Below are 12,239 nucleotides of genomic sequence, written 5' to 3' on the forward strand. Positions count from 1 at the left end.
CTTAAGCGTGGCCCTTTTTCTCTAAGATCTCTACACCGATTTTACCGGCAGCAATTTCACGCAAGGCAATCACGGTCGGTTTGTCTTTTTGTGAATAACCACTGACGAGTGGATCGGAACCATTGGCCAATTGTCTGGCGCGATAAGCCGCGACCAGCGTCAGTTGAAAACGGTTAGGGATGTTGTCCAAGCAATCATCGACAGTAATACGTGCCATAAAAACCTCTATCTGTGTGAACCTGAAGTGCGGCGTGCGCCGGCTTAGGTAAGGGATTGAATCAATGACGCGTGGCAGGCTACCTGGCGGTTTAACTGCAAGCGCTGGGCGCGAACAATCGCCATCAGATCCTGCAAGGCCACGTCAAAATTATCATTAATTGTAACATAATCAAACTCATGCACGTGACGCATCTCCTCACGCGCGGCGGACAGCCGTTGTGCAATCACGGCTTCACTGTCCTGGCCGCGGCTGTTGAGGCGGTGCGCCAGCGCTTCGATGGAAGGCGGCAGAATAAAAATAGAGGTCGCGTCAGGGAATAAGGTTCTGATCTGCTGTGCGCCTTGCCAGTCGATTTCGAGGATCACATCGCGGCCGGCAGCCAGGGCGCCTTCGACTTCGCTTTGCGCGGTGCCATAGCGGGCGCTGTGCACATGCGCGCTTTCCAGAAAACCGCCGGCGTCTAGAATCTCCAGAAACGCGGGCTCTGAAACAAAATGATAGTGGATGCCGTCTTCTTCACCCGGACGCGGTGCACGCGTGGTGTGCGAAACAGACAGTTTCAGGATCGGGTCTTGCGCCAGCATGGCGCGCACCAGGCTGGTTTTACCGGCGCCAGAGGCGGCAGAGATAATAAATAAATGGCCGTGACTCATCATGCACACCACTCAGGGTCAGGCAAGGAAGAGAACACGGCTTTCAGGCCCTCGCTCCAGCCTTTACGGATGCTGGCATAACAAGGGTCATCTTCTGTCAGGCGTTGCCGTTTGCCGGCGCTTAAAGTATCAGTTCGGTATATCATCAAATCAATCGGTAAGGCCACAGAAATATTGCTGCGGATGGTGGAGTCAAAAGAAATCAGCACGCATTTTACCGCATCTGTGACATTGGTTTGATGTTTGATCACGCGATCAATGATCGGCTTGCCGTATTTGGTTTCGCCGATTTGCAGGTAAGGCGTATCCGGGGTCGCTTCGATAAAATTACCGGCGGCATACACATTAAACAGCCGTGGCTTTTCGCCCTTGATTTGCCCTGCGACCAGCACGCTGGCACTAAAGTCTATGCCGTGCTCCTTGAGTGCTTTGCCGTCACGCTGATGCACGCTGCGCATGGCCGCGCCCACTACGCTGGCGGCTTCAAACATCGAGTGCACATTGTGCAGATTGGCATGGCCTTCTGCCGACTTGAGTTGTTCGCGGCACAGGTTGACCACGGATTGCGTGATCGCCAGATTGCCTGCGGTCAGCAGCACAATCATGCGTTCACCCGGCACCTCAAACACGTGCATCTTGGGTGCAATCGCCACCTGGTCCACCCCGGCATTGGTGCGCGTGTCTGAGGCCAATACCAGACCTTTTTCAAGCAGGATTCCTACACAGTAAGTCATCTCGAGTCAGTCATTTATCAAGTTAACAAATATCATAGCATGCGAGTACTTGCTATTGCTGGGCGGCTTGTGCCTGCTCACGTAATTGCTGTAAGTGTGCCTGCCGTTGCGCTTCGCTCAGCGCTGTCTGGCGGTTGACGCTCACCATGCTGGCCATGCCTTCCTGGCCGCCACCCATACGTGAGCCAGTCACCGGACTGGCACTGCGGTAGTCGAGACCGACCGCTAGTTTGACATGGGTTTCATCCACCGGAATACCATTGGAGACATCCAGCCCCAGCCATGTCTCTTGTTGCCAGACTTCTACCCAGGCATGGGTTTGCATCAGGCTGCCATCCTCGGTAAACAGGTAACCACTCACATAACGGGCGGGCCAGCCCAGGCTGCGGCAGCAGGCGATAAAAGCATGCGCATGGTCCTGGCAGACGCCCTTGCCCAGCTCAAAGGCGAGTGCGGCGGGGGTGTTCACCTCGGTGGCGCCCTTGCTGTATTGCATGCGGTCGCGCAAGGCCTGCATCAGCGCTTGCGCGGGCGCATGGGCAAAGTCTTTGGCAAAGGCCATGATGGCATCATCGGGCTGGGTGAGTGGCGTGTCTCGCAAAAAAACAGTCACTGGCAAGCTTGCCGTGGCTGCGCTGGTCGCGGCACCTGTGTCGACCTCACCGCTCACCGTGATCAATAAAGCCTGGTGCGGCTGGTCGACGACCAGCGTGTGCGCCAGGTTGCCAAACGCATCTGCAAACGGGGTCAGCTGCCCGGCTGCCTTGATCTCCCAATGTCTGACTTGCTGGCGCGGGTCGGTGCGGGGTGTCAGGCGCAGTTGCTGTATGGTGTATGGCACCATTTCGCTGTACACATATTGGGTTTGATGTTCGATGGTTAACCGCATGTCGCTTCCCAAATAAAAAAGCGCAGTGCTGTCTTAGAGCAATCTGCGCATGAGGGGTTCATGGCAATCGTGTGTCAGGCGTCAGGCCGTGGCGCTTAAAAAATTACGTTGTATTTCTTCGCCCAGTTTGCGGTTGGCCAGAATAAATTCATCCAGAAAATGGTGTACGCCATCTTTTAAAATATCCAGCATGCGGCCGTAATGCAGTCTGGCATGCATCTGGCCAGCCAGTCGTTCAGCTTCGGTGTGGCGGCTGCCAGCGACCTGGCGCAAAATCGGCATGATCTCGGCGTAACAGGCATGCAGAGACCGCGGCATGTCTTCACGCAGAATCAATAATTCAGACACCTTGGTCGGTTCAATGGCATCGCGGTAGACTTTTTGGTAAGCCTGAAACGCCGAGACCGAGCGCAACACCGCACTCCATTCGTAGTAATCCACCGCGCCGTCATTGGCTTCTTGCATGGGCATCAGGTACTCATACTTCACATCCAGCAGGCGGGCAGTATTGTCTGCGCGTTCCATAAAGGTGCCCAGGCGCACAAAGCTAAAGGCCTCGTCACGCAACATGGTGCCAAAACAGACGCCACGGAACAGGTGCGAACGGCTTTTTACCCATTCGCAAAATTCGCTCAAGCCGGATTGGGTCAGGTCCTGTTTGATATATTGCCCAAACTCAATCCACAGTGTGTTCATGTTTTCCCAGGTCTCGGTGGTCATGGCCACACGCACGGCACGGGCGTTTTCACGCGCACTACGCAATGAGCTGTAAATGCTGGACGGGTTCTGGCTATCCATGACCAGATGTTTGATGACGTTGGCGGCCGACAGTTCTTTGTAATTGCTGTCATAAATGTCGCGGATCCCGGCAATTTCAAGCACGGCATCCCAAAGTTCCGCTTCGTTGCTGCTGTCTGAAGGCAACAGGGACATGTTATAAGTCACGTCCAGCACACGGGCCACGTTTTCAGCACGCTCGATATAACGTGCCATCCAATATAAATGATCTGCGGTACGGCTTAACATATGACGGCCTCTTGCGTTGCTTGTTGGGCAGCCATTTGCGACTGCACGGTTTCTGCACTGACATCGTCCCGCTCCAGCACCCAGGTATCCTTGGTGCCGCCCCCTTGCGAGGAGTTCACCACCAGTGACCCTTCTTTGAGCGCTACGCGCGACAGGCCACCAGGCACCACACTGACCGTTTTGCCAGACAGCACAAATGGCCGTAAATCCACATGACGCGGCGCAATGCCCTGGTCGACCAGCGTTGGGCAGGTTGACAGTGCCAGCGTCGGCTGCGCGATGTAGTTAGCGGGTTTGGAGACGATGCGTAAACGGAATTCTTCAATTTCCTGTTTGCTGGCTGTGGGGCCTACCAGCATGCCGTAGCCGCCAGAGCCCTGCACTTCCTTGACGACCAGCTCGGGCAGATGATCCAGCACATAGGCCAGATCATCTTCCTTGCTGAGTTGATACGTAGGCACGTTCTGCAAGATGGGGGATTCACCCAAGTAGAACTTGATCATCTCCGGCACGTAAATATACGTCGCCTTGTCATCGGCCACGCCGGTGCCTACAGCGTTGGCCAATGTGACGCCACCATTGCGGTAAACGGAGAGCAGACCTGGCACGCCCAACAGGGAATCGGGCTTGAACACCAGAGGGTCGAGGAAGTCGTCGTCAATGCGGCGGTAGATCACGTCCACCCTTTGCGGGCCTTGCGTGGTGCGCATATAGACGGCGTTATTACGGACAAACAAATCCTGGCCTTCCACCAGTTCTATGCCCATTTGCTGGGCGAGGAAGGCATGTTCAAAGTAAGCGCTGTTGTAAGCGCCAGGTGAGAGCAATACCACGGTCGGGTCAGTGACGCCGGTCTGGGCGACCGAGCGCAGGTTGTTCAGCAGTACACTGGGGTAATGCTCCACCGGGGCAATCGGGTATTTTTTAAACAAATCCGGGAACAGCCGCATCATCATCTTGCGGTCTTCGAGCATATAAGACACGCCGGAAGGGGTACGTAGGTTGTCTTCAAGCACGTAAAACTGCGACTCGCTGGTGCGGACCAGGTCTATCCCTGCCACATGCGCATACACCTGGTTAGGCACAGTCACACCCACCATTTCCGGGCGGTATTGGGAATTGGTCAGGATGCTGTGCGGGACAATGCCGGCCTTGATGATTTCCTGATCATGATAAATATCATGCAGAAACATATTGAGGGCGCGTACGCGCTGGACGGCACCTTTGGACAAATGCGCCCATTCACTGGCCGAAATCATGCGTGGAATCACATCAAATGGAATCAGGCGCTCGGCACCATCTTCTTCACCATACACGTTAAACGTGATGCCGACGCGGCGGAACAGGACTTCTGCTTCTGCGCGTTTGGCCGCCAGTTGCTGGGTAGGCACATTCGCCAACCAGCGGTTATAGGCCTGGTAAATCGCCCTTACATTGCCCCCATAGCCCTGCATTTCATCAAAAAACTGTTTGGCCGTTTGCGTCATCGTGCTGGACCTTTGCCTTACTTGTAAAATTCATTTAAACAAGAGCAAGCCGTGTGCCAGCCTGTAAAACCCATTTAAATCATGAGTTTATGTTTTATATGAGCGGGTTTCAGAAAGAAAGCGCACCTAAATGGTGCGCTCTCGAATCACGGTTTTGGTGCAAACCGTGTGTTAAATAGGGCTTATTCAATATTCTGAATCTGTTCACGCATCTGTTCGATCAACACTTTCAGTTGCATGGACACTTGTGTCGTTTCAATCGCCACCGATTTGGAGCCTAGTGTGTTGGCTTCCCGGTTCATTTCCTGCATCAAAAAGTCCAGCTTTTTGCCCATGGTGCCGCCAGCCGTGAGGATGCGGTCCATTTCAACAATGTGGGCATTGAGCCGCGCCAGCTCTTCATCGACATCAATCCGTTGGGCATAGAGCACGATTTCCTGACGTACGCGGTCATCCTCTGCCTGCATGGCTTCACGCAGTTTGGTGGTCAGTTTATCCTGATATTGGCTGATCAGGGCAGGTAACAGCGGTTTGACGATGCTGATCTGCTCACGGACGCCTTGCAGACGGTCGAGCAGCACTTGCTTGAGTTTTTCACCTTCGCGCTGGCGGGCGGCAATCAGTTCATTAATGGCCTGCGACAAGCCATTGAGCAGGCTCTGCGCCATGGCCTCGGTATCGATGCTCTCCGTTTGGCAAACACCGGGCAGCTTGAGCACTTCAACCAGATTGACGGGTTGCGCCTGCGGAAAATGTTGCTGTAACGCGGCCAGGGTTTGCGCGATCTGCCCGACCATCTCAGGATTGAGCGTCAGGTTAGCCACCGCGGCATCGCTTTTGAGATTGATGCGGCATTCAACTTTGCCACGTCCCAGGCGGGACTGCAGCAATTCACGTACTTGCGCCTCAAACTGGCGCAAGTTGTCATCGATTTTGACATTGAGCTCGAGATAACGGTGGTTGACTGCTCGCAGCTCAATCAGCAGCAGTCCGCCAGTAAAGCGGCTTTCGGTGGCCGCAAAGCCGGTCATGCTCAACATCGGTTGGCTAGCGGGGGAATTTTTTATCGTCATCATCTGGCTCCTGGCAAACTCACTGATTGTATCAAATGCGGTATCGTTATGCGAAAATGGTAAAAACAAGGCGGCGCGCAGAACAAATCACAACCTCTGCTGATGCCATGCCCTTAATAAAAGCCATGATTGTGACGTTAAAGCGCTAGTGAAGCTCGCTCATAAATACGATTTTGCCTTGCCGGTAGGCACTGTGCTGCATGACTACACCATTACCAAGGTGCTGAGTCTGGGCGGGTTCAGCTTCGTCTATCTGGCGCAAGATGCGCAGAAAACCACGGTTGCTATCAAGGAATACATGCCGGTGACCTTGGCCGAGCGCGAGGGCGATACGCACATCCGCTCCAATGGCAAAAATGAAGCCGCCTACAAACATGGCATGAAGTGCTTTTTTGAAGAAGGTCTGGCGCTGGCCAATATCGAGCACAAAAACATCGTGCGCGTGAAAAATTTCTTCCGCGCCAACAGCACCGTCTATATGGTCATGAAATATGAGCGTGGCAAATCGCTGCAAGACTACATCATGGCGTTAGCGCAGCCTGTGCCCGAGAATTTTCTGATCCGCATGTTCGTTGAGTTGCTCAATGGATTGCGTGAGGTGCACTCACGCAAATTGCTGCACCTTGATATCAAACCGGCCAATATCTATATCCGCCTGGATGGCTCGCCAGTGCTGCTGGACTTCGGTTCGGCGCGCCAGGCTTTGTCCGAGGTGACGCTGGCGCCCACTTACACGCCGGGCTATGCCCCGCCTGAGCAATATATAGACCGCAAACACCTAGGCCCCTGGAGTGATATTTACAGTATAGGCGCCAGTATGTATGCCTGTTTGCACCGGGCCTCGCCGATCGCGGCCAACCAGCGCCTCAAGCACGATACGCTGGTGCCGGCTGTGGAGTTGGGGCAACAGATCTACTCTGAAAAACTGCTGGCGATTATTGATGAGTGCATGCAGCTGGACTACATGCTCAGACCGCAAAGTGTGTTTTCATTGCAGAAAAAAATGATCGGCATCCATGTGGCTGAAGATCCGCGTGGCTCGCTGGTGGATAAAATTATTAAAGTGTTGACCAAGCCACTATGAAATTCATCCTATGAAATTCACCATTGCACAAGGCAGTCGCCAGGGGCCGCGACCCTATAATCAGGACCGGCTGGCTTACTCTTACCATCGGCATGCCATTTTTATGGTGTTGGCAGACGGCATGGGCGGGCACCAGCATGGCGATGTCGCGGCGGAAATCGCGGTCAAAACCATGATCGATGCATTTCAGCGCGAATCAAAGCCCATGATTGCGCAACCCGCGCAATTTTTGCGCGAGCAGATTGCACAGGTGCATGAGGTGATCGAAAACGTCCGCCTGCAAAAGCGTCTGCAAGAGTCCCCGCGGACCACCATCGTCGTGGCTTTGATTCAACACAACAAACTGTTTTGCGCCCATGTCGGCGATTCCCGCGCCTACCTCTACCGCAACGGCCTGGTCGAGTTTCAAACCGAAGATCATTCTGTGGTGCAATCCTTGTTGCGCGAGGGTAAAATCCGCGCTGACGAGGTCAACCATCACCCGCACCGCAATAAAATTTATAATTGCGTCGGCGGGGATCGTGAACCGCAGGTCGAACTGACTGCGCCGATTCCGTTGCGGGAGGGCGATGTGGTGTTGCTGTGCTCGGATGGCGTCTGGAACGTGGTGTCCGAGATCAGTATGGCGCAACACATGCTGGCGGCGGATATCCATGATGGTGTCACGCGTTTGCTCGACGATGCCGATGCCGCCAGTATTACCGTTGGTGATAACATGAGCGCCATTGCGCTGCAGTGGGGCGAACGCATTGTCACCCCGCTGACGATTTCAACGCTGGATTTACCGCTAGACGTCACCACCACCATGATGAATGAAAGCCCGGTTACGCCCAGTCCGTATGCGTTAGACCTGACTGACGAAGAAATCGAAAAGGCGATTGCCGAGATACAAGAAGCGCTGGGCAGAACCCGGCAATTGATTAAATAAGAGAAAGTAACCATGACCAGACCCAGCCAGCGCGCCAACGACCAGTTGCGTGCCATCGAAATCATTCGCCATTACACCAAGCATGCAGAAGGCTCAGTACTGGTTAAATTTGGCGATACCCAGGTGATTTGTACTGCCAGCGTAGAAGAAAAAGTCCCAGGCTTTTTAAAAGGTAAAGGCCAGGGTTGGGTGACGGCAGAATACGGCATGCTGCCACGGTCTACCGGTTCCCGCATGGACCGTGAGGCGGCGCGAGGCAAGCAAACTGGCCGCACGCAAGAGATTCAGCGCCTGATCGGCCGCAGTCTGCGCGCCATCATCGACCTCGAAAAACTCGGTGAACGCACCATTCACTTTGACTGTGACGTGATTCAGGCCGATGGCGGTACCCGCACCGCCAGTATCACCGGCGCCTATGTCGCCATGGTCGATGCGGTGTCTACCTTGCTGCAAAAAGGCCTCTTGACCGAAACACCGATCAAAGACTCTGTGGCCGCCATTTCCGTCGGCGTTTACCAAGGCACACCCGTGCTGGATTTGGACTATATCGAAGACTCTGACTGCGATACAGACATGAACGTGGTCATGACCGGCAACGGTGGCTTTGTCGAGATTCAGGGCACCGCCGAAGGCGAGCCCTTTGCCCGCGAAACCATGAACCAGATGCTGGACCTTGCCGCCAAGGGCATCAGCGAAATTGCCGTGATTCAGCAAACCGCACTGGCCGCTTAATATGGCCTTGCCGTTTGAAAAACTGGTGATTGCCTCTGGCAACAAAGGCAAACTCCGTGAAATCACCCATTTGCTGGCACCCTTGAATATCGAGGTGCTGCCACAATCCGAGTTTAATGTGCCAGAGTGCCCCGAGCCGTATGGCACCTTTATTGAAAACGCCCTCGCCAAGGCGCGCCATGCCAGCCAACACACTGGCTTGCCCGCGCTGGCCGATGATTCCGGCCTGTGTGTCGAGGCCTTGCAAGGCGCACCAGGCGTGATTTCTGCACGCTTTGCCGGGCCACAGCCAGCGAAAAGCCTGCTCACACAAGACGAGCGCAATAACGATAAATTGCTCACAGCCATGGAACGCATCGCCGACCGCCGTGCCTATTTTTACAGCGTGGTTGTGCTGGTGCGCCATCCGCAAGATCCGCAACCGATCATTGCCGATGGCCTATGGCGCGGTGAAATCCTGCGTGAGTTCCGCGGTACCGAAGGCTTTGGCTACGACCCACTGTTTCTGGATACGCAGACGGGCAAAACCGTGGCAGAATTACCGCTTGAGATCAAAAGTCAGTTGAGTCACCGCGGTCAAGCGATGGCCAAACTGCTGCAACAACTGAAAACACTCAGTCATTAAACAAACAAGATGAGTAAACAAGACCATGAGTAATGAATGGCCAAAATGGGTACGCGATGACGGTTCGGTGGTGTCCTGCACCGAAAAGGTCAAAGTCATGGCCGAAAATTTTGATGAACTGAAACAGATTGCCCAAGACGCGCTGGAAGATGGCTTGCTGATGGAAGTCAGTGAAGATCAAATGCGTAAAGCGTTACACGAGCTTGTTGATGCCTTAGTTAATCCTTATAACAAGATTTAGGGAAGTGCTGAATAATTGAGCGAGCGGGATAAAGTGCAAGGCGCACGGAGCACAGGAACCGAGACAGTACGCGGTGTACGGCTCGGTTGCGAGCACCGCGCAACGCAGCAATTTGCCCGCGCAGTAAATTATTCAGTGCTTCCTTAGGCTTGCCAAATGGCAACCCTCTCACCGCAACACATCCTCCAAACCGTCTTCGGTTACAACCAGTTTCGCCACCAGCAACAAGCCATCGTAGAACATGTCATCAGCGGGCAGGATGCGCTGGTGCTGATGCCCACCGGTGGTGGCAAATCGCTTTGCTATCAAATTCCAGCCTTGGCGCGTGATGGGCTGGCGATTGTTGTCTCGCCCTTAATTGCCCTGATGCAAGATCAGGTCGAAGCCTTGCAACAACTGGGCGTCAATGCCGCATTTTTAAATTCCAGCCTCAGTGCCGAAGATAACAGCCGCATTACGCGGCAAGTGCTCGCTGGCGAAATCAAACTTTTATACGTCGCGCCAGAACGCTTGATGGTCGGCAGCTTTTTAAGCCTGCTCGATGAAGTGCAGCAGCACATCGGCCTCGCGCTGTTTGCCATTGACGAAGCGCATTGCGTCTCGCAATGGGGGCATGATTTCCGGCCCGAATATCGCCAGCTCACCGTACTGCACAACCGCTTCCCAGATGTGCCCCGTATCGCGCTCACCGCCACGGCCGATGCCCCGACCCGTGCTGAAATTATCAGCCAATTGAATCTGGAAAACGCCCGCCAGTTCGTTTCCAGTTTTGATAGGCCAAATATCCGCTACCACGTCGGCATCAAAAACAATGCCCGCCAGCAATTGCAGGCATTTTTAGAGCGCGAACACCCTAACGACGCTGGCATTATCTACTGCCTCTCCCGCAGAAAAGTCGAAGAAACCGCCGCCTGGCTGGTAGAAAAAGGCTGGTCAGCGTTGCCTTACCACGCCGGTTTACCTGCGCAATTGCGTGAGCTGCATCAGCGACGTTTTTTGCGTGAAGAAGGCATCATCATGGTGGCAACCATCGCATTCGGCATGGGCATCGATAAACCCAACGTCCGCTTTGTCGCACATTTAGATTTGCCAAAAAGCATGGAAGGCTACTACCAGGAAACCGGCCGCGCCGGGCGAGATGGTTTGCAAGCCAATGCCTGGATGGTCTACGGCATGGGTGATGTTGTCTCCATGCGACAAATGCTCGATAGCGGCGAAGCCTCAGAAGAACGAAAACGGCTGGAACGCCTGAAGCTGGATGCCTTGCTAGGCTACTGCGAATCCACCACCTGCCGTCACCAAAGCATTCTGCGCTACTTCGGCGAAAGCCATCCTGGCGCCTGCGGCCAATGCGATAACTGCCTGCACCCGGTCGAAACCTGGCAAGCCACCCAGGTCGCGCAAATGGCACTTTCCTGTGTCTACCGCACCGGTCAAAGATTCGGCGTCGGCCATCTAATTGATGTGCTGATAGGCAAAGTCACGCCACAAGTCGAGCGCTTTGGTCACGAGAAAGTCAGCACCTTTGGCATCGGTAAAACCCTCAATCAAAACCAGTGGAGCGGTGTTTATCGCCAGCTGATTGCGGCGGGGTTACTGGAAGCAGACATGGCTGCCTATGGCGGCTTGAAACTCACTGAAGCTGCAAGGCCAGTATTAAAAGGCGAGCAAGAAGTCTGGTTACGCCGCGATGCCGAACCCGAAAAACGCATGAGCAAAGCCGAACGCAGCGCCCGCGCCAAAGAAGCCTTTGAAGGAGCGAATGATGATCCACTCTGGCAAGCACTTAAAGCTAAGCGGTTGGAACTGGCAAGAGAGCAGGGTGTGCCACCTTATGTGATTTTTCACGATAGTACGTTGTTAGAGATTCACAACCGCAAACCGCAGACTTTGGATGAAATGGGGCAGATCAGCGGGATAGGGCAGGCGAAATTGCAGAAATATGGTGATGCTTTTTTGCAAGTACTTGAAGGAATGATTTGAAAACGCGCCTTATTCTTTATAAAAAGCTGGCAATCATTCTTTAACAACGTTAAATTGAATGGCCTTCTGAGTAGTTACTTAAATGGATGTAATAACGCGTCTAGAAGCTGATTTACTAAGAGAAGAATATATTTATAACTATTAAAAAACATAATTATTCGGAGTAAATGTGTACAGTTGGCCTAGTCATTATCCAGAATCCTGCCCACCACCTGAAGCAACTGATTTAATTGGTGTTGTTTATCGTTTCATAAATGGCGCAAATCCCTCAGAGAGAGACTTTAAGTCTCATTATGAACGCCAGCCTGGTGCAAATTGGGGAAATAAGGCTTGTGAGGCTCGAGGTTTATCTGTTCTACGTACTCCAGAGGATTGTGGCGAAATGCGCAAAGCCGTGCCAGCCTTAAGGAAAAAGAGTATTGCGATTGCAAACATTGAGCAATCAGTAGGTGTAATTAAAGTAACCCCCTCTAACTCTTGCGAAAATCATTGTACATGGTGGCGATCTTTAATGCCTTCGGATGTTGTAGGTATGTTTAAAACTGTGCCGAGCCCTTAGGATAT

At 53.5% G+C, this 12,239-nt stretch carries 14 protein-coding genes; 7 read left to right on the plus strand and 7 right to left on the minus strand.

All coding sequences use genetic code 11. The features are described from left to right. Position 1: 1 nt before the first annotated feature. From rpoZ to ACT53C_RS03560, 7 genes are all read right to left on the minus strand, one after another. Complete coding sequence (gene rpoZ, locus ACT53C_RS03530; RefSeq protein ID WP_194749635.1) at positions 2-217, minus strand: DNA-directed RNA polymerase subunit omega; 216 nt, start codon at positions 215-217, stop codon at positions 2-4. 44 nt (positions 218-261) lie between these two features. Continuing rightward, positions 262-873, minus strand: coding sequence for a guanylate kinase (gmk, locus tag ACT53C_RS03535; protein WP_194749699.1), 612 nt, complete (start codon positions 871-873; stop codon positions 262-264). Then, positions 873-1,607, minus strand: a complete 735-nt coding sequence (locus ACT53C_RS03540) for a proteasome-type protease (protein ID WP_476144822.1) — start codon at positions 1,605-1,607, stop codon at positions 873-875. Before ACT53C_RS03540 ends, gmk begins: the two co-directional genes overlap by 1 nt. A 52-nt stretch (positions 1,608-1,659) precedes the next feature. Then, positions 1,660-2,496, minus strand: coding sequence for a transglutaminase family protein (locus ACT53C_RS03545; RefSeq protein ID WP_476144823.1), 837 nt, complete (start codon positions 2,494-2,496; stop codon positions 1,660-1,662). 81 nt (positions 2,497-2,577) lie between these two features. Beyond that, on the minus strand, positions 2,578-3,522 hold the full coding sequence (locus ACT53C_RS03550; RefSeq protein WP_275357416.1) for an alpha-E domain-containing protein: 945 nt from the start codon (positions 3,520-3,522) through the stop codon (positions 2,578-2,580). Then, positions 3,516-5,009 (minus strand): circularly permuted type 2 ATP-grasp protein, encoded by a 1,494-nt coding sequence (locus ACT53C_RS03555; RefSeq protein WP_194749631.1) that lies wholly within the window; start codon positions 5,007-5,009, stop codon positions 3,516-3,518. Before ACT53C_RS03555 ends, ACT53C_RS03550 begins: the two co-directional genes overlap by 7 nt. A 182-nt stretch (positions 5,010-5,191) precedes the next feature. After that, entirely contained in the window at positions 5,192-6,085 is an 894-nt protein-coding gene (locus tag ACT53C_RS03560; RefSeq protein ID WP_476144824.1) for a YicC/YloC family endoribonuclease, read from the minus strand. A gap of 145 nt (positions 6,086-6,230) precedes the next feature. Here ACT53C_RS03560 and ACT53C_RS03565 point away from each other — a divergent pair, with 145 nt between their 5' ends. From ACT53C_RS03565 to ACT53C_RS03595, 7 genes are all read left to right on the plus strand, one after another. After that, a complete protein-coding gene (locus ACT53C_RS03565) occupies positions 6,231-7,166 on the plus strand; it encodes a serine/threonine protein kinase (RefSeq protein WP_275357412.1) in 936 nt (311 codons plus the stop codon). Positions 7,167-7,176: 10 nt separating this feature from the next. Continuing rightward, the gene (locus ACT53C_RS03570) at positions 7,177-8,094 is read left to right on the plus strand and encodes a PP2C family protein-serine/threonine phosphatase (protein ID WP_313984570.1); all 918 of its coding nucleotides are present in this window, start codon (positions 7,177-7,179) and stop codon (positions 8,092-8,094) included. 12 nt (positions 8,095-8,106) lie between these two features. Continuing rightward, positions 8,107-8,826 (plus strand): ribonuclease PH, encoded by a 720-nt coding sequence (gene rph / locus ACT53C_RS03575; protein WP_275357409.1) that lies wholly within the window; start codon positions 8,107-8,109, stop codon positions 8,824-8,826. A gap of 1 nt (position 8,827) precedes the next feature. Further along, on the plus strand, positions 8,828-9,451 hold the full coding sequence (gene rdgB / locus ACT53C_RS03580) for an RdgB/HAM1 family non-canonical purine NTP pyrophosphatase (protein WP_476144825.1): 624 nt from the start codon (positions 8,828-8,830) through the stop codon (positions 9,449-9,451). 25 nt (positions 9,452-9,476) lie between these two features. Continuing rightward, the gene (locus tag ACT53C_RS03585) at positions 9,477-9,692 is read left to right on the plus strand and encodes a hypothetical protein (protein ID WP_476144826.1); all 216 of its coding nucleotides are present in this window, start codon (positions 9,477-9,479) and stop codon (positions 9,690-9,692) included. 156 nt (positions 9,693-9,848) lie between these two features. Continuing rightward, positions 9,849-11,675 (plus strand): DNA helicase RecQ, encoded by a 1,827-nt coding sequence (gene recQ / locus ACT53C_RS03590; protein WP_476144827.1) that lies wholly within the window; start codon positions 9,849-9,851, stop codon positions 11,673-11,675. Positions 11,676-11,844: 169 nt separating this feature from the next. Beyond that, positions 11,845-12,234 (plus strand): hypothetical protein, encoded by a 390-nt coding sequence (locus ACT53C_RS03595; RefSeq protein WP_476144828.1) that lies wholly within the window; start codon positions 11,845-11,847, stop codon positions 12,232-12,234. The last annotated feature ends 5 nt before the right edge of the window (positions 12,235-12,239 follow it).

The sequence above is a fragment of the Methylophilus sp. DMC14 genome (genome assembly GCF_056314085.1).